At 66.8% G+C, this 24,202-nt stretch carries 25 protein-coding genes; 14 read left to right on the forward strand and 11 right to left on the reverse strand.

Annotation, left to right across the window (positions count from 1 at the left end):
• Positions 1–45 precede the first annotated feature (45 nt).
• Together AC06E7_RS04715 and AC06E7_RS04720 are read right to left on the reverse strand one after the other, a co-directional pair.
• On the reverse strand, positions 46–1,080 hold the full coding sequence (locus AC06E7_RS04715; RefSeq protein WP_478063252.1) for a LysR family transcriptional regulator: 1,035 nt from the start codon (positions 1,078–1,080) through the stop codon (positions 46–48).
• Entirely contained in the window at positions 1,071–1,334 is a 264-nt protein-coding gene (locus tag AC06E7_RS04720; protein WP_093534796.1) for an RNA polymerase sigma factor, read from the reverse strand. The genes AC06E7_RS04715 and AC06E7_RS04720 overlap by 10 nt, the downstream gene beginning before the upstream one ends.
• Before the next feature lie 137 nt (positions 1,335–1,471).
• Between AC06E7_RS04720 and AC06E7_RS04725 the strand changes: the two genes are divergently transcribed.
• Both AC06E7_RS04725 and AC06E7_RS04730 read left to right on the forward strand, forming a co-directional pair.
• Positions 1,472–2,359, forward strand: a complete 888-nt coding sequence (locus AC06E7_RS04725; RefSeq protein ID WP_478063254.1) for an RNA polymerase sigma-70 factor — start codon at positions 1,472–1,474, stop codon at positions 2,357–2,359.
• Positions 2,359–2,970 carry a DNA-3-methyladenine glycosylase gene (locus AC06E7_RS04730; RefSeq protein WP_478063256.1) on the forward strand — a complete coding sequence of 204 codons (612 nt, stop codon included), beginning with the start codon at positions 2,359–2,361 and terminating at the stop codon, positions 2,968–2,970. The genes AC06E7_RS04725 and AC06E7_RS04730 overlap by 1 nt, the downstream gene beginning before the upstream one ends.
• Positions 2,971–2,987: 17 nt before the next feature.
• Here AC06E7_RS04730 and AC06E7_RS04735 read toward each other — a convergent pair whose 3' ends face one another.
• Genes AC06E7_RS04735 through AC06E7_RS04745 form a run of 3 tightly spaced genes read right to left on the reverse strand, consistent with a single transcriptional unit; the run spans position 2,988 to position 7,891 of the window.
• Positions 2,988–3,620 carry a peptidoglycan DD-metalloendopeptidase family protein gene (locus tag AC06E7_RS04735; RefSeq protein ID WP_184125859.1) on the reverse strand — a complete coding sequence of 211 codons (633 nt, stop codon included), beginning with the start codon at positions 3,618–3,620 and terminating at the stop codon, positions 2,988–2,990.
• 18 nt (positions 3,621–3,638) lie between these two features.
• Positions 3,639–6,692: an efflux RND transporter permease subunit gene (locus tag AC06E7_RS04740; RefSeq protein ID WP_478063258.1), complete on the reverse strand. Its 3,054-nt coding sequence runs from the start codon at positions 6,690–6,692 to the stop codon at positions 3,639–3,641.
• Complete coding sequence (locus tag AC06E7_RS04745; protein ID WP_217977534.1) at positions 6,689–7,891, reverse strand: efflux RND transporter periplasmic adaptor subunit; 1,203 nt, start codon at positions 7,889–7,891, stop codon at positions 6,689–6,691. Before AC06E7_RS04745 ends, AC06E7_RS04740 begins: the two co-directional genes overlap by 4 nt.
• A 155-nt stretch (positions 7,892–8,046) precedes the next feature.
• Between AC06E7_RS04745 and AC06E7_RS04750 the strand changes: the two genes are divergently transcribed.
• From AC06E7_RS04750 to AC06E7_RS04760, 3 genes are read left to right on the forward strand one after another with little or no spacing between them, the layout of a single operon-like run.
• On the forward strand, positions 8,047–8,847 hold the full coding sequence (locus tag AC06E7_RS04750; RefSeq protein ID WP_095363070.1) for a MipA/OmpV family protein: 801 nt from the start codon (positions 8,047–8,049) through the stop codon (positions 8,845–8,847).
• Complete coding sequence (locus AC06E7_RS04755) at positions 8,847–9,560, forward strand: response regulator transcription factor (RefSeq protein WP_095363071.1); 714 nt, start codon at positions 8,847–8,849, stop codon at positions 9,558–9,560. Before AC06E7_RS04750 ends, AC06E7_RS04755 begins: the two co-directional genes overlap by 1 nt.
• A complete protein-coding gene (locus AC06E7_RS04760; RefSeq protein WP_478063261.1) occupies positions 9,547–10,941 on the forward strand; it encodes a sensor histidine kinase in 1,395 nt (464 codons plus the stop codon). Before AC06E7_RS04755 ends, AC06E7_RS04760 begins: the two co-directional genes overlap by 14 nt.
• A gap of 12 nt (positions 10,942–10,953) precedes the next feature.
• Here the strand turns inward: AC06E7_RS04760 and AC06E7_RS04765 are convergent, their stop codons facing one another.
• Positions 10,954–11,892: a DUF1254 domain-containing protein gene (locus tag AC06E7_RS04765; protein ID WP_478063263.1), complete on the reverse strand. Its 939-nt coding sequence runs from the start codon at positions 11,890–11,892 to the stop codon at positions 10,954–10,956.
• 401 nt (positions 11,893–12,293) lie between these two features.
• Between AC06E7_RS04765 and AC06E7_RS04770 the strand changes: the two genes are divergently transcribed.
• From AC06E7_RS04770 to AC06E7_RS04780, 3 genes are all read left to right on the forward strand, one after another.
• A complete protein-coding gene (locus AC06E7_RS04770) occupies positions 12,294–12,680 on the forward strand; it encodes a response regulator (protein WP_068854208.1) in 387 nt (128 codons plus the stop codon).
• Positions 12,681–12,746: 66 nt separating this feature from the next.
• Positions 12,747–13,352 (forward strand): TetR/AcrR family transcriptional regulator, encoded by a 606-nt coding sequence (locus AC06E7_RS04775; protein WP_478063266.1) that lies wholly within the window; start codon positions 12,747–12,749, stop codon positions 13,350–13,352.
• A gap of 101 nt (positions 13,353–13,453) precedes the next feature.
• Positions 13,454–14,137 carry a type 1 glutamine amidotransferase domain-containing protein gene (locus AC06E7_RS04780; protein ID WP_478063267.1) on the forward strand — a complete coding sequence of 228 codons (684 nt, stop codon included), beginning with the start codon at positions 13,454–13,456 and terminating at the stop codon, positions 14,135–14,137.
• A gap of 44 nt (positions 14,138–14,181) precedes the next feature.
• Here the strand turns inward: AC06E7_RS04780 and arsN2 are convergent, their stop codons facing one another.
• Genes arsN2 through arsH form a run of 3 tightly spaced genes read right to left on the reverse strand, consistent with a single transcriptional unit; the run spans position 14,182 to position 15,807 of the window.
• Positions 14,182–14,607, reverse strand: coding sequence for an arsenic resistance N-acetyltransferase ArsN2 (arsN2, locus tag AC06E7_RS04785; protein ID WP_478063268.1), 426 nt, complete (start codon positions 14,605–14,607; stop codon positions 14,182–14,184).
• A gap of 46 nt (positions 14,608–14,653) precedes the next feature.
• Positions 14,654–15,073 (reverse strand): arsenate reductase (glutaredoxin), encoded by a 420-nt coding sequence (gene arsC / locus AC06E7_RS04790; RefSeq protein WP_184125867.1) that lies wholly within the window; start codon positions 15,071–15,073, stop codon positions 14,654–14,656.
• Positions 15,070–15,807, reverse strand: a complete 738-nt coding sequence (arsH, locus tag AC06E7_RS04795) for an arsenical resistance protein ArsH (RefSeq protein ID WP_478063270.1) — start codon at positions 15,805–15,807, stop codon at positions 15,070–15,072. Before arsH ends, arsC begins: the two co-directional genes overlap by 4 nt.
• 38 nt (positions 15,808–15,845) lie before the next feature.
• On the opposite strand from arsH, the gene AC06E7_RS04800 reads away from it, so the two are divergent.
• The 3 genes from AC06E7_RS04800 to AC06E7_RS04810 are packed head-to-tail and all read left to right on the forward strand — an operon-like array spanning position 15,846 to position 20,317.
• Complete coding sequence (locus AC06E7_RS04800) at positions 15,846–16,160, forward strand: ArsR/SmtB family transcription factor (RefSeq protein WP_354276488.1); 315 nt, start codon at positions 15,846–15,848, stop codon at positions 16,158–16,160.
• Positions 16,161–16,169: 9 nt separating this feature from the next.
• The gene (arsB, locus tag AC06E7_RS04805; protein WP_478063272.1) at positions 16,170–17,240 is read left to right on the forward strand and encodes an ACR3 family arsenite efflux transporter; all 1,071 of its coding nucleotides are present in this window, start codon (positions 16,170–16,172) and stop codon (positions 17,238–17,240) included.
• 38 nt (positions 17,241–17,278) lie between these two features.
• Positions 17,279–20,317, forward strand: coding sequence for a sensor histidine kinase (locus AC06E7_RS04810; RefSeq protein WP_478063274.1), 3,039 nt, complete (start codon positions 17,279–17,281; stop codon positions 20,315–20,317).
• Between the two features lie 53 nt (positions 20,318–20,370).
• Here the strand turns inward: AC06E7_RS04810 and AC06E7_RS04815 are convergent, their stop codons facing one another.
• Positions 20,371–20,964: a TetR/AcrR family transcriptional regulator gene (locus tag AC06E7_RS04815; protein ID WP_184125871.1), complete on the reverse strand. Its 594-nt coding sequence runs from the start codon at positions 20,962–20,964 to the stop codon at positions 20,371–20,373.
• A gap of 12 nt (positions 20,965–20,976) precedes the next feature.
• The gene (locus tag AC06E7_RS04820) at positions 20,977–21,576 is read right to left on the reverse strand and encodes an NAD(P)H-dependent oxidoreductase (RefSeq protein ID WP_184125872.1); all 600 of its coding nucleotides are present in this window, start codon (positions 21,574–21,576) and stop codon (positions 20,977–20,979) included.
• 235 nt (positions 21,577–21,811) lie between these two features.
• Here AC06E7_RS04820 and aroQ point away from each other — a divergent pair, with 235 nt between their 5' ends.
• From aroQ to accC, 3 genes are all read left to right on the forward strand, one after another.
• Positions 21,812–22,255, forward strand: coding sequence for a type II 3-dehydroquinate dehydratase (gene aroQ / locus AC06E7_RS04825; RefSeq protein WP_320457854.1), 444 nt, complete (start codon positions 21,812–21,814; stop codon positions 22,253–22,255).
• Between the two features lie 63 nt (positions 22,256–22,318).
• Positions 22,319–22,807 (forward strand): acetyl-CoA carboxylase biotin carboxyl carrier protein, encoded by a 489-nt coding sequence (accB, locus tag AC06E7_RS04830; protein WP_184125873.1) that lies wholly within the window; start codon positions 22,319–22,321, stop codon positions 22,805–22,807.
• 10 nt (positions 22,808–22,817) lie between these two features.
• Positions 22,818–24,185 carry an acetyl-CoA carboxylase biotin carboxylase subunit gene (gene accC / locus AC06E7_RS04835; RefSeq protein WP_068854222.1) on the forward strand — a complete coding sequence of 456 codons (1,368 nt, stop codon included), beginning with the start codon at positions 22,818–22,820 and terminating at the stop codon, positions 24,183–24,185.
• Positions 24,186–24,202 lie beyond the last annotated feature (17 nt).

A 24,202-nucleotide genomic window follows, 5' to 3' on the forward strand; every position in this document is an offset into this window, starting at 1 on the left:
TCCGCGCGCGGACGCGCACTGTTGCCTGTCAGGCACCAATGGCGTTCATTGCCACGCGCCGGCATCGACGTCGCGCGGCGGTGCACTGGCCTGCTGCACGCTTTCCCAATGGGTCACCACGTCCAGGTCGAGTGCACGCACCTCGCTGGTGATGAAGTCGATGAACGCGCGGATGCGCTTGGGCAGCTGGCGTCGGCTGAGGTAGCACAGGTAGTGCCCGCGGTCGTCGGCGGCGTACTGGTCCAGGCAGCTCACCGCCAACCCGGCATCCAGCGCAGCGCGCACCTGGTAGTTCGGCAGCTGCGCCAGGCCCTGCCCCTGCAGGACCGCCTGCAGCGCCAGGTCGGCGTCGTTGAACACCAGCGCCGACGCCGGTTCCACGCTCAGCGGCCGGCCTTCCACACGAAACTCCCATGGCTGCAGCCGCCCGTTGGCCTGGCGCTGGCTGATGCAGGCATGCGCGGCCAGCTCGCCCACGGTGGCCGGCAGGCCGTGCCGCACCACGTAGTCCGGTGCGGCGCAGACCAGCAGCTGCATCGGGATCAGGTGTTTTGCGATGACCTCGCTGTCTTCCAGCACGCCGTCGCGGAACGCCACATCGATCCGGTCGGCGGCCAGGTCCAGCGGGCGCTCCTCCAGCTGCAGTTCGAGCGTGACTTCGGGGAAGTGGGCCCGGAATGCCGACAGCAGCGGCGCGATCACCTTGCGCCCGAACCCATGCGTGGCACTCACCCGCAGGTGCCCCCGTGGCGGCCCGTCACGCAGGTCGCGCATTTCCTCCAGCGCCTGCAGGATGCGGTCGACACCGGGGCGGCAGCCGTCGTGGAACAGCTCGCCTTCGCGGGTGAGCGAGGTCGACCGGGTGGTGCGCAGGAACAGGCGAACGCCCAGCTGCCCCTCCAGTTTCTGCACGCTGCGGCTGACCGCCGAGCGGCCGATGCCGAGCCGATCGGCCGCGCGCGAGAAGCTGCCTTCGTGGGCCACGGCAATGAACGCCATCACCCCGGCGTAGCTGGCCGAAAAGCCGGTGGTGAGCGGGTCGACACCGTCGTCTACGGTGGCCGGATCAGTCAGGGACATGCGGGCGGCGCTCCAAGATGGCGCGCATGTGCGCGCAGGCAGGCGTGGGCCGCTTCCAGCCGTTGCCTGCATTCAGCAGCAGGCAACCCCAGCAACGGCATGAGCTCCTCGATCGACGCACCGGCCACGTCATGCAGCAACAGCAGCAGGCGGGCGTCGGCAGGCAGCGCCTCCAGCGCAGACAGGAACGTGGTCCACACCTGATCGGCGGGGCGTGGCAGGCCTGCGGCGTCGGCGGTGGATGAGGTGCTCATGCAAGGCAGACGGACCAGCGCGATGCCCTGTGACAGCCCCCGTCCGTTGGATTGGTGCGCAGCGCTCAACACCGTGCGTCGATAGTGTCCTGCTTACGGCACTGTCCCTGCGGCGCGCGCTCGTGTTGAATGCCGCCATGGATACTTCCCTCGACCTTTTCACCCAGCTGCGCCCGCGCGTGCTTGGCGTGGCCTATCGCATGCTGGGCTCCATGGCCGAAGCCGAAGACGTCGCGCAGGAGGTGTGGCTGCGCTGGAACGGCACCGACCGCGACGCGATCGAGAATGCCGAAGCCTGGCTGGTCGCCACCACCACCCGCATCGCCATCGACGAGCTGCGCATGGCGCGCCGCAGCCGCGAGCACTATGTGGGCATCTGGCTGCCGGAGCCGGTACTGACCGACGATGCCAGCACGCCTGAGCGCCTGCACGAAGCGGCCAGCGATCTCTCCGTTGCCTTCCTTGCGGTACTGGAACGGCTGGCGCCGGAAGCACGCGCCGCCTTCCTGCTGCACGATGTGTTCGACCGTGACTATCCCGAGATCGCCCGCATCCTCGACAAGAGCGAAGCAGCCTGCCGGCAGATCGTGCACCGCGCACGCACCCGCCTGCGCGAGGAGCGCCCCCTGCACGCGGTGCCGCACCGCACCCACCAGCAACTGCTGCAGGCGTTTACCGAGGCGCTGGACAAGGGCGACCTGAAGTCGATGATCGCGCTGATGGACACGTCGGCGCAGCTGATCGGCGATGGTGGCGGCTTCGTCAGCAGCTTCCCCAGGCCGATGCTTGGCGGTGCGCGCATCGCCCAGCTCCTGTTCGCGCCCACCCTGCGGCGCCGCGCCGAGCTGCGCATGGTGCCCGCGTTCATCAACGGCCGCTTGGGGGTGCTGCGCTACTTTGGCGAGCACCTGGATTCGGCGATGTCGTTCGATACCGATGGTGAGCGCATCACCCAGATCCTGGTGCAGCGCAATCCGAACAAGCTGGCGCGGATCCTGGCCGCGCAGCAGCCGGCGCTGCGCTGATGCCTCTGCCCCCGTCGCGCTGGCGTACGCTCCCACGCAGCTTCTATCGGCGGCATCCGACCGAGGTCGCGCCCGAGCTGCTGAACAAGCTGCTGGTGCGCGACGATGGCCGGGCCGGTCGCATCGTTGAAGTCGAGGCCTATGCAGGCGACCAGGACCCGGCCGCGCATTCGTTCCGGGGCATGACCCCGCGTACGGCCACCATGTTTGGCGAATGCGGCCATCTCTATGTCTACTTCACCTACGGCATGCACTGGGGCAGCAACGCGGTCTGCGGCGAGGTCGGCCAGGGCTGGGGCGTGCTGCTGCGGGCACTGGAACCCGTGCAGGGATTGGAACTGATCCGTGAGGCGCGGCCAGCCATTCGTCGCGATCGCAAGCTGGCCAGCGGGCCCGGACGGCTGTCGCAGGCGATGGGTATCGACAAGGCACTGGATGGCGCTGACCTCGTCAGCAATGACCGCGGCATCCGGATCGTGTCGGACGGGATGGCGCCACCGGAGGATCCGGCAGCGGGTCCCCGCATCGGCATCAGCCGCGCCGTGGAGTTCCCATGGCGCTGGCATGTGCGCGGGCATGCGCACGTGTCCGGCCGGCGGTCGAAGGCGTAACGACCAACGGTCGTTACCTACCGGGGTAGCGCACGACCGTTGGTCGTGCGGTGCGCCTTCAGCAGCGGCAACGGATCGTAGGCGCCATCGGCACCGTAGATCCCCCAGTGCAGGTGCGGCGGCGTGCCGGCCGCATTGCCACTGTCACCGACGTAGCCCAGCACGGTGCCTTCGCTGACCACCTCGCCCTCGGCCAGCCCCTCGCGCCAGTCCTCGAGATGCGCGTAGTAGTAGCGCTCGCGCGCCGGTCCAATGACCCATACCTGGCGCCCGCCCAGCCCGCTGTCGCGCACCGCGACCACCACGCCTGGCGCCGCGCTCCGCACCGGCGTGCCGCGCTTGGCGAAGATGTCCACGCCGGCATGGGTGCGGTCGCGTCCGCGTGGTGCGCCGAAGGTGTCGGCGATGCGCCGTGCCGCCACGCCTTCCACTGGCACCGGCAAGGTGCTGGGCGCAGGCATGCGCGCCAGCGCCCACATGGCGCGCGGTGCCTTCAGCCATTCGCTGTTCCAAAGGGTGAGCAGTGAAATGCCCAGCAAGGCAGGAACGACCAGCCAGCCCAGCCAGCGGCGCAGCGCAAAGGCGCGGGTACGCGACGACGTCGGCGCGGGGGGAACGGTGACGGTATCCGGAGGCAGTGGCTCTTTCATTGCTACAGCATCGCAGACTCAACGTGCAGGATGCATGTTGCGCTGCCCGGCCCGAAGCCGCACCCGCAGGTCGTCGATGCAGGTGAACAACACCGGCACCACCACCAGGCTGAGGACGGTCGACGTTGCCAGGCCGCCGATGACCGTGATCGCCAACGGCTGGCGGAAACTTGCATCGGCCCCCAGTCCCGCTGCGATCGGCAGCATGCCGGCCACCATCGCCAGCGAAGTCATCAGGATGGGGCGGGCACGATGACTGCATGCGTCCAGGAGCGCCGCGTCACGACCCATGCCCTGTTGGCGCATGGCCTGCGCCGAATGATCGACCAGCAGGATCGAATTCTTGGTCACGATTCCCATCAGCATGACCAGTCCGATCATCGCCGGCACATCCAACGCACTGCCGGTCGCCAGCAGCGCCATCAGGGCGCCTCCCAACGAGAGCGGCACGGCGGATAGGATGGTCAACGGCTGGAACGCGTCTTTGAACAGCAGAACCAGCACACAGAACATGCAAAGCAGGCCGGCACCGATGGCCAAGAGGAAGCCACCGGCAAGCTCGCCCGCCAGTTCGGAGTCCCCGGCTTCGATCGGTTTGACCCCGGCCGGCATCGCCTGGCTGATCGGCAACGCCGCTACCGCAGCTTCGGCGTCGCCCAAGGGTATTCCCGCAAGGCCGGCGCTGAGGGTGACGACGCGCTGCCGGTCGAAGCGGTCTATCTGACTTGGGCCGCTTTCCATGTCCAGGGTAGCGATGTTGTGCAGCGGCACCGGACCCTCACGACCCGGCACGCGCAGGCGCCCGAGCGCCGCCAGATCCGCTCGCAGCGCGGGAGCGACCTGCACGCGGATCAGGACCTGGCGCGTATCCAGGTTGAGCCGTGGCAGAACGGCGTCCGCGTCACCACCCAAGGCAATCCGTATTGTTTCTGCGATGGAGGCAGTAGTGACCCCCAGCTCGGCGGCGCGGTGCGGGTCTGGACGCACGGTCAGTTCCGGCTGCTCCAGGCTGGCCGAGGAACCGACGTTGGCCAAGCCGGGAATGCCGCGCATCTGCTGCTCAAGCGTCTGCGCGGTGTTCCGCAGCAGGCGCGCATCATCGCTGGCCAGGATCAGGGTCATCGCCGTGCCAAGATTGCCGCCCCCCACGCTGAAGCGCGCTCCCGGCAGTGCTGCCAGCCGCTCCCGCACCTGTGCTTCGATCGCCTGCTGCCCCGCGCGCTGGTCACGCGGGCCCAGGGTGAGGGTCAACAATGCGCGACGCACTTCCAGGCTCGATGCACCATCCCCGTCGCCTGGCTCACCTACCCGCGCGAATACCTGCGCTACCCCGGGCACGTCCCCGAGGGCCCTTCGCACGCGCTCGGCGGCCGCCACCGAATCGACCAATGCCACCCCGGGTGGCAGTTCAACTCCTACGTCGACATAGCCCTGGTCGGCTGCCGGCATGAAGCCGGTAGGTAGCAGGGGAAGCAATCCGAACGAACCCAGGAGAAACGCCACTGCCGCCGCCAGGGTAATGCGTCGATGGGCCAGTGCCCACTGCACGGTGGCCAGGTACCTTCGCATCAGCCAGCCATGTACATGTGGGCGCGCGGGCAGCGGACAGAGCCAGTGCACGGCCAGCAGCGGCGTCAGCAACCGCGCTACCAGCAGCGAGGCGAGCACGGCGATGACCGTAGTCCAGCCGAACTGTGCGAACAGCAATCCGGCAATGCCCGGCATCATCGCGGTGGGCAGGAACACCACTACCAGCGTGAGCGTGGTGGCCATCACCGCCAACGCGATTTCGCTTACCGCGTCGGCCGTGGCCTGGGCAATCGACTTTCCACGCCTTCGGTGGGATTCGATATTTTCGATCTCGACGATGGCATCGTCCACGAGAATGCCTGCAACCACCGCCAGGGCCAGCAGCGTCAGCGTGTTGAGCGAGAATCCCAGCCACGGCATCAGCGCGAACGTCGGCAGGATCGACAGCGGCAAGGCCATCGCAGCGACCGCCGTGGCACGCCAGTCGCGCAGGAACCACCACACCACCAGCACCGCCAGCACTGCACCCTCCAGCAGCATGTGCATGGATCCTCGATACTGCTCAAGCGTGTAGTCCACGCGGCTGGAAACCGGACTCAGCACCAGGCCCGGGTGCTGCCGCTGCATGGCATCCAGCGCACGCCCCACCGCTGCAGCGGTAGCTGCCTCGTCACTGCCACGCGTACGGTAGACATGGATGCCTACCACCTGCGCGCCATCGAGCAGTGCCGCCTGGTCCCGCTCACGATGGCCATCGACCACGTCGGCCACCTGGTCCAGACGCAACCAGCGGCCGCGGGCAAGTGGCAATGCCACTGCCCGCAGCGCATCGGCGGTCGCCACTGTGGCCAAAGTGCGCAGGGACTGCTCGCCGCCCCCAAGACGCACCCCGCCCGCCGAAGACTCCATCTGCACCGACGCCAGCGCGCGCGAAACGTCAGTGGCGGTCACATCGAGCGCGGCCAGCCGCACCGGATCCAGCTCCACCCTTACTTCGCGCTGCACGCCGCCCAAACGTTCCACCTGCCCGACCCCGGGCACCGTACGCAGCGCCTTGCCCAGCACATCGTCGACGAACCAGGACAGATGCGCCTCGTCCAGCGTGGCCGACTCCACGGCATAGGTGAGGATCGGATTGCTGCCGACCACGTCCGCACTGACCTCCGGCGGAAGCAGGTCGTCGGGCAGCATGGTGCGTGTACGGTCCAGCGCCGCCTTGACCTCATCCAGGGCCCCGGACAACGATGTGCCGATCTCGAATTCGGCCGAGATGTGCACGGCGCCGTTACGCATCTGGCTGCGCAGGTGGCGCAGCCCGACCAGGTTGGCCAGCGCATCCTCAACTGGCCGTGCCACGGCCGTTTCCAGCTGTGCCGGCGCCGCTCCGGGCTGGGCCAAGGTCACATTGACGGTCGGCAGTTCGATATCGGGCAGGTTCTGGATGGGCAGGCGCACCCATCCCACCACGCCGGCCACCGAAAGAAGCACGAACAGCAGGATTACCGGGGTTGGGTTGCGGATCGACCACGTCGCGAAGTTCATGGCGTACCCGGCACGATCTGGACGCGGTCGCCGTCGGCAAGGAAGCCGGCACCCTCTTCGACGATCCATTCCCCCGCTTCCAAGCCCGAAGCGATTTCAACCTGACGGTCGTGCCGCCGTCCCACCGCTACCTCACGTGCGCTCACATGGCCGTGGGTCCCTGAGGCATTGAGGGTGAACACCCGGTTCCGTCCGTCGCGGACCACCACCGACGCGGCGGGCACCACCAGTGCAGGCGTGCGTGCCAAGCCGATGCTGCCTTCCACATACATGCCGGCGCGCGCCGCGCTGCCTGCGTCGATATCCGCGTAGACCAGCGCCTGCCGCGTCTCCGTCGCCAGTCCCGGGGCGAATTGGCGGATTCTCGCCTGCGCAGCACTGCCATCGGGCAGGCGCAGCAGGACCGGCTGGCCAACCTCCACCTGGCCCAGCTGGACCGCGCCCAGCTCGCCCCGCCATTCCAGCCGCCGCTGGCGGATGAGTTTGAACAGGGCATCGCCGCGCTCCGGCACGGCGCCAAGGGTAGCCGTGCGTTCACTGATCACCCCGTCATCGGGCGCGCGCAACACGCTGTAGCTGATTTCCACCTGTCTGGCGTGCAGCGCAGCCCGCGCTGCGCGTACTGCGGCCGCTGCAGAGGCCGCGTCTGCAAGCGCCTGCAGGATCGACTGCTCGCTCAACGCTCCACTGGCGCGCAGCTGCTCCGCACGCCGCGCATCGCGACCGGCCTGTGCGGACGCGACCTCGGCCTGCGCCAAGGCCGCCTGCAGGCGGTCAGCGTCGGCCCGCAGCAGCGCGTCGTCGAAACGCGCCAACACCTGGCCCTTGCGCACCAGGTCGCCAACGTCGGCATCCACGCTGGCCAGGCGCAGCCCGGCCAATGGGGCGCCGACCACCGATTCCTGCCAGGCTGCAATCGCACCGGACGCGGTAACGTCGCGTTGCCAGGACTGTCGCGCCACGCGCACGCGCGTGACCGTCATGGCCGCCGGTGCCTCGGCCGCGCCACGTGGTACGCGGGTTGCCCGGTTGCCGGGTTGGACCAGTACCAAGGAAGTCAGCACCGCCAGGGTGATCGCCAACGCGGCCACCAGCACTTTGAAGCGCAGCGTGGTGCGGCCGCTCAACCGCGACGGAATCGGCGGCAGCGAAGCGGCCCAGTGGCGGTTGCGGGAAGGGCGCGGGCGATGGTCGACCATGCGGGGCTCGGGGGCGGAGGAGGCGGCGGCGATTCTGGAGCCGGACGGGTTACCCGGCTCTTACTGACCCGCAGGCAGCCGCGGCATGGACGGTAAGTCGCGTGTAAGTCCGCGGCGGCAAGACTCGCTCCGCCCTCCCTCGGAAGTTCCGCCCCATGTTCAAGTACCTGGTTTCCGTTCCGCTCCTGCTTCCCACCCTCGCCCTGGCGCAGAGCACCACCAGCAGTGGTGACCTGATCGCCAAGGCCAATGACGATCGCTGGTCGATCGGCGTGGCCGCCTCCGTGCGCCAGAGTCCCTATGCCGGCGAAGGCACCCGCGTGCGCCCGGTACCGCTGCTTACCTATGAAGGCGAGCGGATCTTCTGGCGCGGCTTGACCGGTGGCGTGCACGTGGTCCAGGGCGATACCTTCAGCTTGGATGCCGTTCTGAGTGGCCGTTTCGACGGCTTCGACATCAAGGACCTTGGCCGCCGCGAGCTGCAGGCCAACGGCGTGGACCCCGAGCGCCTGGACGACCGTGATGATGGGCTGGATGCCGGCATCACCGCAAGCTGGAGCAGCCGCGCCGGCGAGTTCAAGCTGAGTGCACTGGCCGATGTGACCGATGCCAGCGGTGGCTACGAGATCGCCGCCGACTATGCGTATGCGCTCAAGTGGGGCCGTACTACCGTCATTCCGGGCGTCGGGGTACGCTGGATGTCCGATGATCTGGTCAACTACTACCACGGCACGCTGGATGAGGAAGTTGCACGCGGCGTGGCGCGCTACCAGCCCGGCTCGGCCGTGGTGCCGCAGGTGAGCATCGCCTTCACCCGTCCGCTGGGCAACAAGTGGCGTTTGATGGGCGGGGTGGACTACAAGTTCCTGCCCGATGAAATCACCGACAGCCCACTCAGCGAGCCGGACACGGACGGCTCTGCCGGCCTGCGCATCGGCATCACCCGGAGCTTCTGATGTCCCAGCCCACGCCTGCCGCCCTGCCCAACCGGATCGCCCTGGTCGAAGACCACGGGCGCCTGGCGAGCCTGGTCGAGCGTGGGCTGGGTGCCGCGGGCATCGCCGTCGACACGTTCCCCACTATGGAAACGGCCTGGCATGCCATCGGCCAGCATGCCTATGCGCTGGCCGTGATCGACCGCGGCCTGCCTGACGGCGATGGCCTGGACCTGGTGCGGCGGATGCGGGCGGCCGGCAACCGCATGCCCTGCCTGATGCTGACCGCGCGCGATGCCCTGCACGACCGGGTGGATGGACTGGACGCCGGTGCGGATGACTACCTGCCCAAACCCTTCGCCATCGAAGAGCTGGCGGCGCGGGTGCGTGCATTGATGCGCCGCCCGGCCGAACTGCGCGACCTGCAGCTGGTGCATCACGACCTGCGGGTCGTTGCCGAAGAGAGTTGCATGCGTTGCGGTGACGAACAGGTCAGCCTGGCACCGGCCGAACTGCAGATCATCATTTCGCTGGTTCGTGCCGCCGGCCAGGTGGTGCGCCGGGGTGCATTGGAATCCGCGGCATGGGGGGTGAGCGAAGCGGTCACCCCCAACGCGCTGGATGTTGCCCTGCATCGACTGCGGCGCAAGCTGGGCGCAATCGATTCAACGCTGTCCGTAGTGAACGTACGCAACCTTGGCTTTGCCCTGCGGCCTGCCGATGCTGCCGCGTAGCCTCAGCGCACGCTTGATGCTGGCCACGCTGGTGGCGCTGCTCGCCGCAGCCACCGCTGCGGCGGCCGTGATGCTGATGCTTCGCACCAGCTCCCTGGAAGACATGGTGCGCGAGGAACTCGCTGAAGAAGTGGTGGAGCTCAGGGAGGGCATGCGGGTCGGCGCCGACGGCGCCGTAACCCTGGAACTGTCGCCCGAGGTCGGCAACGTCTATGCCGCCATGCGCAACGACGCCGCGTACCGCCTGACCGACCAGCACGGCCATACCGTCGCCACCAGCCAGGACGGCCCGGCCCTGCAGACGCTGTCGGCGCTGCCGGCGGGCGCGCCCGCAATGACGGTCGCCGCACCCGACGGTGACGTTCACCTGCGGGTGGCCGACGCGGCATTCGAGCACGCAGGCCGCACCTACCACGCCCGCATCGCGCGCAGCGACCGCCTGGTGGCAACCCTGAAAGACCACGCCTCCAAGCTGTACCTGCGCGCCGGGGCGGCGGTGGTGGTGTTGGCATTGCTGACCTTCACTGCCGTGATCTACTTCATCGTCAACCGGATGGTTCGTCCACTTCGCCAGGCCTCGCGTGTGGCGGCACGGGTGGGCCCGCGCAACCTGGGCACACGCTTGAACAGCGAAGGCCTGCCATCGGAAGTCGTGCCCTTGATCGACGCCTTCAATGCCGCGCTGGAACGCCTGGAACAGGGCTTCCGGGTGCAGCAGGAATTCCTTGCCTCGGCGGCGCACGAGCTGAAGACACCGCTGGCACTGCTGCAGGCGGAAATCGAGCTCAGCGGCGCCCCCAACACCGCGTTGCTGCTACGCGACACCGCGCAGATGGCGCGGCAGGTGCACCAGCTGCTGCACTTGGCCGAGGTCAGCGAGGGACATAACTACACGTTTGCACCGGTGCAGGTGCGCAGCGTGATCGATGACGCCGTCGATTACCTGTCACGGGTCGCCGATCAACGCGGGGTGGATGTGCTGGTCACTACCGAGGGCGCGGAGTTCCCGCCGGTGGAGGCGGATGCGGGCGCGCTGTTCGTGCTGGTGAAGAACCTGCTGGAGAATGCGCTGAATCATGCGCCCCAGGGCAGCATGGTTCGGATCGTGGTGGAGCCGGATCGTTTCCACGTGCGCGATGCCGGCCAGGGCGTTGGCGTTGCCGACCGTTCGATGCTGTTCAAGCGCTTCTGGCGCGGCAACGCCAAGGACGGCGATGGCGCTGGTCTGGGACTGGCGATCTGCATGGAGATCTGCCTGTCCCATGGGTGGTCCATCGCGCATTCAGCGGACGACGGTGCCCCCGGTGCATGCTTCGTCGTGGTCACAAACACCGCTGCCTGTTCGGCGGCAGGCTGTCGCTCAACGGCTACCGGGTGGTAGCCGTTGGCCGCATCATTGCACCGGCACGGCGTCAGGGAAGGTCCAGCGCCCTTCCAGGATCTCCGCACGGGGCCGGTACAGCCGCACCATGTAGTTCCAGCCGGCCATGGTGGGCAGGCAGTTGGGCACCTGGCCATCGCAGCCACCGAACTGGATGTCGATCGAGCCGTCGGCGCTCTTCTTCGCGGTGAGGTTGTTGAGCGTGTAGGCGTTCTGCGGGTTTTTTTCGTAGTACCCGTCGGCGTTGTACAGGCTCACCGACCAGAACCCGTCCACGGGCACATCGGCCACGTGCAGCCGGTACACGGTGCTCCCATCATTCCGGGCCGGCACCACGTTGAGGTACATCGCGTCCTTGTCAGGGTTGCCGCCCCAGGCCGAGGCGGCACCGATCACGCGGCGCACCGGGTCGACCGTGTCGCGGGTGCCGAACATGTGCCGGGTGTCCGGCAGCGTGGATGCCAGCGTCAGCAGCGCGGCGCGCACCTTGTCCTGGCTCACCGTGTCCCACTTCGGTACCTCGAAGCTGCCCGGTGCAGCCTGCTGGACCTTGATCGCATCCTGCAGCGCGTGCACCTTTGCGACGTCCTCCGGGCTGGATGGATCCACCAGCGTTCGAAGGGCGACCACCACGTAGCGGGTGCCGTCCTTGCCACGGCTGAGCGTGTAGTCGCCGGGCGTGTAGTTGACCTGGGTGGTGTACTGGTCCTCGTCGATGACCTGCATGGACATGAAGCGATCACTCGCATCGGGGAGCGTGATCGTGACCGGGCCGGCATCGAGGTCGAACACCGCGCTGGAGTACAGCGTGTCGCGATTCAAACGGACCACGGTCTGGCTGTCGATCGATGCCGGTTCGCGATGATGGAACAGCTTGCCCAGTCCCTGCTCCTTCACCAGCGCGCCGAGATAGCGATCGGATTCGGCGCGCACGAAGTTGTCGGCGGTCACCGGCACGCTTCCGGGTTCTGGCGCGCGGGTAGGTTCTGCGGACGGCGGTGCGGGTGGCGCCATTGATGACGCAGGCGCCGGTGGCGCACTGGCTGCATCTGCGGCGGGCGCGTCCGGCTCCCGTCGGCAGGCGGATAAGGCCACCGCGAAGGCGAGGGCGACCAACGGGAGGGCGAAGTGGGACTTGCGCGTAACGTCGTGATTCACGGCGGGATCTCCAACGCGGAAAGCTGGAGCGTAGCAATGGCCCCGCGCGCCAAAAACCGTACTTCTACTGCGGTTCGGCCCGCATTGCCCGCAGCGGGGTCGACCGCTGCGATGAAGACCGCGACTAGAGGACTTTCCGCCGCGTTGACACCTGAAGGTAGACCTTAGGCGTATCTACCGTTCCTGCGCACTTCATGAGCACCCTGGCGTCATCACGTACAAACAAGGTCATCCTGGTAGTCGAGGATGAAATCGAGCTGTCGAGACTCTTCATTGAAGTACTCAGTGGCGCGGGCTACACGGTCGTTCCGGCCTACTCGGTGACCGATGCCCTGTTCGCCATTGCCGACCAGCCGTTCGACGCGGCGATCCTGGACGTTGAGCTGCGCGACGGCGCCGTGTTTCCGGTTGCTGATCGCCTTGCGCGCCTGGGCACACCGTATCTGTTTGCGTCCGCCGTGTACCTGCAGGCGGTGCCCGCTGCACACAAGGCGGTGCCCTTCATCGCCAAGCCGTTCGAGATAGACGACCTGCTGGCCCACGTGGAGCGTGCGTTGGGCTGCAGCCGGAAGGCCAGCTAGCTTGGCCGCCGGCCGACCATGCCGCGACACTAGACGACCGGTCTAATCCAGAGTACAGTGCGGTCCATGAGCCCGACCGCAGTCACTGAAAGCACCGACGTCCGCGACAGGATCCTGTCCACCGGCCAGCGCATCATGGGCGGCAAGGGGTTCTCGGCGGTGGGCTTGAATGAAGTGTTGAGTGCCGCGGGCGTACCGAAAGGCTCGTTCTACCACTACTTCGCGTCCAAGGAAGCCTTCGGCGACGCCCTGCTTGACGACTACTTCGCGGCCTATCTGGCCGACATGGACCGTACCTTTGCCCAGCCCGGGAAGAACCGCGCGCAGCAGTTGGAGGCGTATTTCGCCGCCTGGAAGGACAACCAGTCGTTCGAGGACTGCCAGGGCAAGTGCCTGGCGGTGAAACTCGGCGCCGAAGTGGCAGACCTGTCCCACAGCATGCGCACAACGCTGCAGCGGGGCACCGCCGGCATCATCGAGCGGCTGGCGCATGTACTGGAAGCAGGCGCCGCCGAGGGCTCGCTTGCCTTCACCGGCAAACCCGACGCAGTGGCGCAGAGCCTCTACGCGCTGTGGTTGGGGGCGAGCCTGATGGTGAAGATCGTGCGCGATACCCAGCCCTTCGACACCGCGTGGCGGACCACGCAACAGATTCTCCACCCTTCGGCCTGACCCCAGGCCGCAGGTACTTCACGCCCTGTGGGCGTTTTTTCACGCCGGCACTCTAGACGACCGGTCTACTGTACTCCTCCATCTACCAGGAACCGTTCCCCATGAAGGTATTGATCGTCCTCACCTCCCACGACGCGCTTGGCAACACCGGTCGCAAGACCGGCTTCTGGCTCGAAGAACTTGCCGCGCCCTACTACGCGTTCCAGGACGCGGGCGCCACCATCACCCTGGCCTCGCCCAACGGCGGGCAGCCGCCGCTGGATCCAAAGAGCAACGAGCCCGACTTCCAGACCGACCTCACCCGTCGCTTCGAGGCCGATGCGGCGGCGACCGCACAACTGGCCAACACCGTTCGCCTGGACAGCGTTTCGCAGGCCGACTTCGACACCGTGTTCTATCCCGGTGGCCACGGGCCGCTTTGGGACCTGGCCGAAGACAGCCAGTCCATCGCGCTGATCGAATCGTTCATCGCCGCCGAAAAGCCGGTCGCGCTGGTCTGCCACGCCCCGGGCGTGCTTCGCCACGTCAAGGCCGCCAACGGCAAGCCGCTGGTGCAGGGCCGGAAGGTCACCGGTTTCACCAACAGCGAGGAAGCCGGCGTCGGCCTGACCGACGTAGTGCCCTTCCTGGTCGAAGACACGCTCAAGGCGCTGGGCGGCGACTACTCGAAGGGGCCGGACTGGGGCTCTTACGTGGTCAGCGATGGCCTGCTGATCACCGGCCAGAACCCCGCGTCGTCCGCTGAAACCGCCGCCGTGCTGCTGAAGCGGCTGGCGGCGAAGTAAGCGCGGCCTGCGACCATCGCCCGCCGTGCGGCGGGCGATGCGTATCAGATCCGCTTGCGCATGACCGCGCAGGTGGCCGGGCACAGGCCGGAAAACTGCTTGGTTTCCCGAATCGAAACGGGGACAGCGTCCCGTGAAACGTGGGCAAAGCCGCAGCGCTCGAACAGGGTGCTGGAAGAGACCGTAAGCAGATAAAGCTCCTCCACGCCCACGCGGCGGGCAAGCTCCTCCGCCTTGCCCACCAGCACCTCACCCCGGCCCCGGCCTCGAAACGCGGGACTGACCGCGAGCGACCTCAGCAGTCCGACACCGTGGTACGGCTCGATCGCGATGACCCCGCACAGCATTTCGTCTTCCCACATCCCGCAGAACGTGGTGGACACCGGGTCGAGGTCTTCGGTGGGCAACCCGACGCGTTGAAGCAACGCAATGACCTCTGCGTTCAATGCCATCTGCTTGAAGGACAACATGTTCTCGGCTCCAACAGGGCGGACCCTGGCTGCACTACGGCGGTGATCAGGAAACCCGCTTGCCGTCCTGATCGATCACCACCTCACCGTCTTCCTTGGCGAAAGGCACGGTGACGGTCGGAAGAATTTCCAGGACGACCTCGGAAGGCCGACACAGGCGCGTTCCCAGATCGGTCTGCACCCACGGCCGTTCGATCAGGATCGGGTTGTCCATCAGCGCATCCAGCAATGCGTCATCGCTGAGCGCAACGTCGTCCAGCCCCAATTCCAGGTAGCGCTTCTCTTTCTTGCGGATGGCGCCGCGTACGTTAACGCCGGCGGCATTGATCAGTTCGACCAGGCGTGCACGGCTTGGCGGATCAACCAGGTACTCGATCACTTCAGGTTCGATCCCCGCATGCCGGATCAACGCCAGCGTGTTGCGCGAGGTGCCGCATTTCGGGTTGTGGTAGATGACGGCCTTCATGTGCCCTCCTCATCAAGAACGGTTTCGACGACGCCGGCAGCAGCAGCCAGGCTCGCAGCTTCCACTGCCCCCTTTCGCTCACTGTAGCGCTCTACCAGGTAGTCACTGCGGCCGCGAACCAGCAGGGTGAATTTGACCAGTTCTTCCATCACATCCACAACGCGGTCGTAGTACGCCGACGGCTTCATCCGCCCCTGCTCATCGAACTCCTGCCAGGCCTTGGGGACCGACGACTGATTTGGAATCGTCACCATCCGCATCCAGCGACCCAGTACGCGCAGCGCGTTGACCACATTGAAGGATTGCGAGCCACCGTTCACCTGCATCACCGCCAGCGTGCGTCCCTGGGTGGGCCGCACGCTGCCTTCCTCCAGCGGCAACCAGTCGATCTGGTTCTTGAACACCGCCGTCAGCGTGCCGTGCCGTTCCGGGCTGACCCACACGTGGCCTTCGGACCAGAGCGACGCCTGCCGCAGTTCCTGCACTTTGGGATGCGTGGCGGGCACCGAGTCGAGCATGGGCAGCGCGTGCGGATCGAACAGCCGCGTCTCAGCCCCGAGGTGTTCGAGCAGGCGCTGCGCCTCCAAGGCCAACTTGCGACTGAACGACTGGGGCCGCAGCGAGCCATAGAGGATCAGGATGCGCGGACGATGCGCCAGCACGGTCCCTGCGTCCAACCGGGCGGCCATGGGAGTACCCAGCGCACCCGGAACCAGGTTGGGGAGGTCGGTCATGGTTTGTCCCGCGACATAATTTCGACTATTCTAGAATTATGGAACATAAGCACGCAACCCGGGCCCTTGGTGCCCTGAGCCATGCCACCCGCCTGTCCATCTACCGTCTCCTGGTACAGGCCGGTACGGGCGGCAAACTGGCGGGCGATATCGCCCAGGCACTCAACCTGCCTGGCGCCACGCTGTCTTTCCACTTGAAGGCACTGTCAGCCGCCAAGCTGATTAGCGCCGAACACCTGGGCCGGTCCATCTGCTATCGGGCGAACTTCACTGCGATGAACGCCTTGGTGGGCTACCTCACCGAGAATTGCTGCGCTGACGACACGCCGTCTGAGCGGCCTGGCTGCTGCTGAGTCCCTTTCATGCGCACGGAGACCTCCCGCCTGTCCTTCCTGGATCGATATCTGACGCTGTGGATATTCATCGCGATGGCGTTGGGCGTGGGCCTGGGTGCACTGTTCGACGACGTTCCCACCGCACTGAACCGCCTGTCGATCGGCACGACGAACGTTCCGATCGCCATCGGCCTGATCCTGATGATGTACCCGCCGCTGGCCAAGGTGAAGTACGAGGCGCTGCCAGAGGTGTTTGCCGACAAACGGGTGCTGGCGCTCTCGCTGCTGCAGAACTGGATCGTGGGACCGTGCCTGATGTTCGGCCTGGCGGTGCTGTTCCTGCGCGATTCCCCCGAGTACATGACCGGGCTTATCCTGATCGGGTTGGCGCGCTGCATTGCCATGGTGCTGGTGTGGAACCAGCTTGCACGCGGCGACAACCAGTACGTGGCCGGGCTGATGGCCTTCAACTCGATCTTCCAGATCCTGTTGTTCAGCGTGTACGCCTGGTTCTTCCTTTCCTGGCTGCCGCCGATGTTCGGCCTGCAGGGCAGCGTGGTCAACGTCAGCATGTGGACCATCGCCGAAGCGGTGCTGATCTACCTGGGCGTTCCATTCCTCGCCGGCTACCTCACCCGTCGCTGGCTGCGAGCCGCCAGGGGTGAACGCTGGTACGAAGAGCGCTTCCTGCCGGCGATCAGCCCGATCACGCTGGTCGCACTGCTGCTCACCATCGTGGCGATGTTCAGCCTGAAGGGCGCCGACGTGCTGCGCCTTCCGTTCGATGCGGTGCGCATCGCCATTCCGCTCACGCTCTATTTCATCATCCAGTTCGGCCTCAGCTTCTTCATGGGGCGGCTCATCGCCAGGGATTATCCGCGTACCACGGCCATAGCCTTCACTGCCGCCGGCAACAACTTTGAACTGGCCATCGCCGTTGCCATCGCCGCTTTCGGGCTTGCCTCTCCGGTGGCCTTTGCCGCCGTCATCGGGCCACTGGTCGAAGTACCCGTGCTGGTGCTGCTGGTCCGCGTGGCGTTGGGGCTGGGCGGGCGCTTTTTCCCTGATAAGCTCCGGCGCGTCCCGCTGCGGTCTTAACCGCAGCGGGCCCCTGCCCCGGCCCCGTAGTTCACCGCATGCCCCTGTTGTCTTCGTTCCCCGGCCACGCCATGCGTGCGCTGCTGCTGGTTGTTCTTTTCACCCTGTCTCCGCCGGGTCTTGCGCAACAGCATCCGTCGCCTGGTACCGGGTTTGCCGGCTACCACCACACCGCGTGGCGGGCCGGCCAGGGCGCACCGGGCGATATCTGGGACATCCAGCAGGACCCCAACGGCACGCTGTGGCTGGCGACAGGCTCCGGGCTGTACAGCTTCGATGGGCACCGGTACGTACGCCAGCAGACGAACGCCGGTGCTGCGCAGCCCTCGCTCAACCTGGTGACCCTGCGGGGCGACAGGAGCGGTGGCCTGTGGTTGGGGTATTACCACGCCGGCATCGCCCATCTGGGCAGCGACGGCACCCTGCGCTCTTACCAGCGAAATGAAGGGGTGCCGCCGGGCGTGGTGTCGGGGTTTGCATACGACAGCAACGGCGTGCTCTGGGCAGCGGTTGACGAAGGCCTGCGCCGGTTCAACGGCACGCGCTGGGAAAAACCGCCCGCATCCATGGGCCTGCCCGAGCGCCACGCGCACTGGCTGCTCAACGATTCCCGGGGCCGGTTCTGGGCGCTGGTCGGCCAGAAGGTGTGGTTCATTCCCAAGGGCGGCGCTGCGTTCGTCCCCACCGGCATCGAGGTCTCCTTGATGGCGACGCTGGCCGAAAGCCCGTCGGGCGAGATCTGGCTGGCCGACCGACGCCGCGGCGCGGTGCCCATCGCCGATGCCAACGGCCTGCTCCCGGCCGCGGAACGGCAGGCCCGCCTGCTTCCGGACGTGCTGGCCAGCCGCCTGCATTTCACCTCGGACGGCGCCATGTGGGCGCCCATGCGCGGGGGCGGCGGCATCCTGCGGGTGCTGTTCGACGGCAAGCACGCGGTGGGGATGGAGCGCTTCGATGTTCCGCAGGGGCTGACCTCCACCTCGGCCGTGCCGGTCTTCGAGGATCGCGAGGCCAACGTATGGGTAGGTACCAACCTCGGCCTCAACCGCTTCCGCGCGCAGAGCGTGCGCACCCTCACGGAAGGGCCCAACGACCCTTACCGCATCCTGGCGAGGAATGCGGACGGCGCGCTCTTCGGGTATGGCGAAGACATGGTGCCGTATGACCTCGACCGCCACGGCCTTGGCCTGGATCGGGCCGGTCTGCAGCGCGCGGCATTGAGGGACACCCGCCCGCTGTGGCAGTTCGAATGGACCAGCCTCGCCCGGCGCAGGGGAACGGCGCTGGAGGTAGTGCAGTTCCCCGGCACTGCACGCGGCCTGCAACCGCAGGCACTGCATTTTCCGGGCGCCGAAGAGGCCTGGGCCTGCGTGGGCGAGAACCGCGTCGTGCATTACCTGCGCGGCTCCTGGACGGAGGACGCGCGCATCACCCTGCCCGGCTGCACCGTCATTGCACCGGGCAGCGCGCAGGGCCTGCTGTTCGGCTATGCGAGCGGGGAGCTGGTGCTGCGCGACGCGACCGGGGTGCACCGCATCGGCTCGACCCGGGGCCTCGACGCAGGCCCGGTCACCGCCGTGCTTGCGCATGAGCACCTGCTGCTGGTTGCCGGCGAGAAGGGCTTCAGCATCAGCAGCAACGGAGGTGCGTTCAGCGCGGTAACGGCCGACATTCCCGGCGTGCTGGAAGGCATTACCGGCATCGTCATCGACCCGGACCAGCAGGTGTGGTTGAACGGCGGGCGTGGCTTGGTGCGCCTGGATCTTGCCGATGCGATCGCCAGCGCGCGCACCGGAAACGCCGTCTCGCCGAGGCTGTTCGATGACGTCGATGGCATGCCCGGTATCGCGCTGCAGAGCGGCCCGATTCCCACCGCGCAACTTTCGAAGGATGGACTGCTGTGGCTTGCAACCAACCAGGGCCTGGCGTGGCTGGATACCACCCGCCTCCACCGCACGCGCGCGGCCCCCAGCGCGCGCATCGGCGATGTGCATTTCGGTGATGAAACCCTGCCCCTGCGCGACGGCACCGTGGTTCCCGCGGGCATCACCCAGCTGCAGATCGACTTCGTCGCGCAGTCGCTTGCCCGCCCGGAACGCAACCGCTACCGGTACCGGCTTTCCGGCGTGGACTCCGGCTGGCGCGACGCCGGCAGCGCCACCACGGCCTACTACACCAACCTTGGACCGGGCAGCTACACGTTCGAGGTGCTGGCTGCCAACGAAGACGGCGTATGGGGGAGCGCCCCAACCACGCGTGCCTTCCGGATCGAGCCGCTGCTGACGCAGACGTTCTGGTTCCGCGGGCTGTTGTTGATCGCGCTGGTGGTGCTGGTCGCTGCGGCCGCGCGCGTGCGGGGCCGCCACATCACCGCCCTGGTCAAAGCGCGCTACGAAGAGCGGCTGGAGGAACGTGAGCGCATTGCCCGTGACCTGCACGACACCCTGCTGCAGGGCGGACAGGGCCTGTTGTTGCGGCTGCACGCGATCAGCGCCATGCCTTCCCTTCCGGACGAGGCGCAGGCGCGGCTTGAATCGGCCATGCAGGCTGCGGAAGACAGTCTCCGGGAAGGCCGCGAACGCGTCGCTTCGCTGCGCAGTGACACCGGCGCCGGGCTCGATCTCGCTGCGGCGCTCACCCATGTCTACAACGAAGAGACGAACCCGGCGGGCACGCGGTTGCGGGTGGTGGTCTCGGGCGAAGCGCCGCGCCTGAACGACGCCGCCGCCGAAGAAGTGTTCCTGATCGGCCGCGAGGCAATCCGCAACGCGTTGGCGCATTCGGCCGCCACGGACATCGACATTGAGCTGAGTTTCGGCCACACCTTCTGCCTGCGGGTACGCGACAACGGCCGGGGCATGGTGGAGGGCACCGTGAAGCAGGGGCGCTGGGGCGTGCAGGGAATGCACGAGCGCTCAGCGCGCCTGGGCGGCACCCTGCGCATCAGGTCCAGGACAGCACGAGGCACCGACGTTGCGCTGTCAGTGCCGGGTGGGCGTCTGTATGCACGTCAGCAGGCCGTTGCGCCGCAACGGTGGCATGCTTTCTTCAGGAGAGGGCGGGGGCGTCAGGGCTGAGGGACTGCAATTCCCTTGGCCCGCTGGCGCACTGGTCGCCGCGGAGGGATCTATCAGCTGCGCTTGATGGTCGACACGATCAGCCGCACCAGCTCTGCCTCCGCCACCGCGTGCTCAACCACCCCGGCGGCGACCGCTTCGGAGAGCGACTCCGCCGCGCCCAGGATCGCCCAGTAGCCCGCGTCTGGTACTTCGCTGCCGGTGGCGAAGCCACCCACCCATTCCGCGCACTTGGCGATGAACTCCTGCTGGTACCGCCGCTTTACCTCCATCAACTCGGGTGACCCCGCGAGGGCAGCGAGGATTCCCTGGATCTCGCTGCCCTGCGACAGCACGCAGTCGATGTAGCCACCGGCAATGGCATGGGCGCGATCCTTCAACTGCGCCCTGGCCTTGCCGATGCGCGCTTCAAACACCGCCGTCTGGCGCTGGTCGTAGTCCTGGTAGAGCGCAGCCAGCAGGCCGTTGCGGGTGATGAAGTGGTCGTAGGCCACCGGCTTGGTGACACCGGCAGCTTCGGCCAGGCGCCCGAGCGACAGCGCATCGGTTCCCTCTTCGCCCACCAGCGCCCACGCCACATCCAGCAACTGGCGCGCGCGTTGTTCGCGCGGCATGCGGCGACGGGGCGGTTCGGGGCGTGCGGGCATCGGAAGGGTCGGTCAGGCAGCAGCAGACGCGCCAATGGTACGGCCGATGTCCGCCGCGGTGCGCAGGTGCGCTTCTGCGGAACCACTGTCCGATTCCAGCAGCAGCGTGGACGACTGCACGCGTGCGCCGCAGTAATCAAAGATGCCCATGTCGATCTGCGTCTTCATCGCGGTGCCGTAGCCACGCCGCTCGATCATGGCCGCGTCCGCGCCCCCCAGTCCCACCAGGTGCACCTGCAGGCGCTGCAGCTTCTTGACCACCTTGCCCTCAGGGCTCTCGGCATAGGCCCAGCCCTGGGTGAACACGCGGTCGATCCAGCCTTTGAGCAGTGCCGGGAATGACCACCAGTACAGTGGATAGACCAGCACCAGCGCGTCCGCCCGATCCATCCGGGCATGTTCGGCGGCCACATCCTCCGGCGGCGCTGCGGTTTGGCGGAACAAGGCGTTGTCGGCCTGGTTGAAGCGGGGGTCGAAGCCCTCCGCAGCAAGGTCGGCGATCTCCACCGTGTTGCCGGTGCTGGCGGCAAGGATGGCGTCGCCGATCCGGCTCGCCACCGCGTGGGTGAGTGAGCCGGGTTCGGGGTGGGCAACTACGATCAGGCTGTGCATGGGGAATGCTCCCGGAGTGACGTTACCTACTAAAGGTAATATCGCTCTCCCGGAACACCAGTGCCATGAACGGAATGCTGAGGCGGCATCTGCGGCGGTCGAGGTGCGACATCGCCCGCGCCCCAAGCGATCCGCCAGAAATTCAAACGATTGCTTGAAACACCCGTAACTTCGCCGAACTGGACACGATCCACCAGTTCCGCCAGACTCCGCCCTTTCTCGTTGCGTGGCACCCATGGCGAAACTGCTGGTCCTGCATGGCCCCAACCTCAACCTGCTCGGTACGCGCGAGCCGGGCGTGTATGGGCACACCACGCTGGCGCAGATCGACCAGGCCCTGCTGGCCCAGGCGCAGGGCGCCGGGCACGCGGTGGAAAGCCTGCAGTCCAACGCCGAGCACGTGCTGGTGGACCGGGTGCAGGCTGCCCGTACCGACGGTACCACCTTCATCCTGATCAATCCGGCCGCGTTCACCCACACCTCGGTCGCGCTGCGCGATGCGCTGGCGGCGGTGGATGTGCCGTTCATCGAAATCCACCTGTCCAACCCGCACGCCCGCGAACCGTTCCGCCAGCACAGCTACTTCAGCGACAAGGCGGTCGGCGTGATCTGCGGCTTTGGCGCCGACAGCTATCGCTACGCGATGGACGCGGCGCTGGTGCGGCTGGCGTCCGCCTGACACCCCATTGACCCGAGCGCAACGCGCTTCCCACTCCACTGACATCAAACACCTGAGGCCCCTATGGATCTCCGCAAAATCAAGAAGCTGATCGACCTGTTGGAAGAGTCGAACCTTGCCGAAATCGAAATCAAGGAAGGCGAAGAATCCGTCCGCCTGTCGCGCGCCCCGGTGTCGGGCTACGGCATGGTGCAGGCCCAGCCGCAGATGATGATGGCCCCGGCCCCGGCCCAGCCGGCCGCCCAGGCGATGCCGATGCAGTCGCCGACCGAAGCCTCCACCGGTGGTACCGCCAAGCCGGCTGCGGCGCTGCCGGAAGGCCACGTGCTGCGCTCGCCGATGGTCGGCACGTTCTACACCTCGTCCGCACCGGACAAGCCGGCCTTCGTCACCATCGGCCAGCAGGTCAAGGCCGGCGAAACGCTGGCGATCATCGAAGCGATGAAGATGTTCAACCCGATCGAAGCCGATGCTTCCGGCACCATCGTGGCCATCCTGGCTGAAAACGGCCTTCCGGTCGAATTTGACCAGCCGCTGTTCGTGATCGGCTAAGGATCCGTCCATGCTCGACAAAGTCGTTATTGCCAACCGAGGGGAGATCGCGCTGCGCATCCTGCGCGCGTGCCATACCCTGGGCATCCGCACGGTGGCCGTGCATTCCACGGTCGACCGCAACCTCAAGCACGTGGCCATGGCCGACGAGTCGGTCTGCATTGGTCCGGCGCCGTCGCCGCAGAGCTACCTCAACATTCCGGCGCTGATCGCGGCGGCGGAAGTCACCGATGCCCAGGCCATCCACCCGGGTTACGGTTTCCTGTCGGAAAACGCCGACTTCGCCGAGCGCGTGGAAGAATCCGGCTTCATCTTCATCGGCCCCAAGGCCGACACCATCCGCATGATGGGTGACAAGGTCGAAGCGATCCGCGCGATGAAGGCCGCCGGCGTGCCGTGCGTGCCGGGTTCAGGCGGCCCGCTGGGGGAAGACATCGTGGCCAATACCAAGATCGCCCGTGAGATCGGCTACCCGGTCATCATCAAGGCTGCTGGTGGTGGCGGCGGGCGCGGCATGCGCGTGGTGCATGCCGAGGCCTCGCTGAAGACCTCCATTGAAACCACCAAGAGCGAGGCCAAGGCCGCGTTCGGCAATGGTGAGGTCTACATGGAGAAGTTCCTGGAGAATCCGCGCCACGTGGAAATCCAGGTGCTGGCCGATGGCCAGGGTAACGCCATCCACCTCGGTGAGCGCGACTGCTCCATGCAGCGCCGCCACCAGAAGGTGGTGGAAGAAGCGCCGGCACCGGGCATCAGCGCCGAACAGCGCGAAGAGATCGGCAAGGTCTGCACCGAAGCCTGCGTGCGCATCGGTTACCGCGGCGCGGGCACCTTCGAGTTCCTCTACGAAGACGGCCGCTTCTACTTCATCGAAATGAACACCCGCATCCAGGTGGAGCACCCGGTAACCGAAATGGTGACCGGCATCGACCTGGTGGTGGAGCAGCTGAAGATCGCCGCCGGCCACAAGCTCAGCATCAAGCAGAGCGATGTGGTGCTCACCGGCCATGCGATCGAATGCCGCATCAACGCTGAAGATGCCGAAACCTTCGTGCCGAGCCCGGGCCTGATCACCGCGTTCCATCCGCCTGGCGGTCCGGGTGTGCGCGTGGATACGCACATCTATGCCGGCTACCGCGTGCCGTCGAACTACGACTCGATGATCGGCAAGCTGATCGTGCACGGGCCGGATCGGGAAACGGCCATTGCGCGCATGCGCGTGGCGTTGAGCGAAATGGTGGTGGACGGGATCAAGACCAACGTGGCGCTGCAGCAGCGCATCATGCGGGACAAGGGCTTCCAGGCCGGTGGGCAGAACATCCATTACCTGGAGAAGCGGCTGGCTGAGCGCAAGAACAAGTCGATTGCGTTGACCTGATCCGTTCGGTGGTGGAT

Source organism: Stenotrophomonas sp. Steno-Z4, assembly GCF_056393145.1.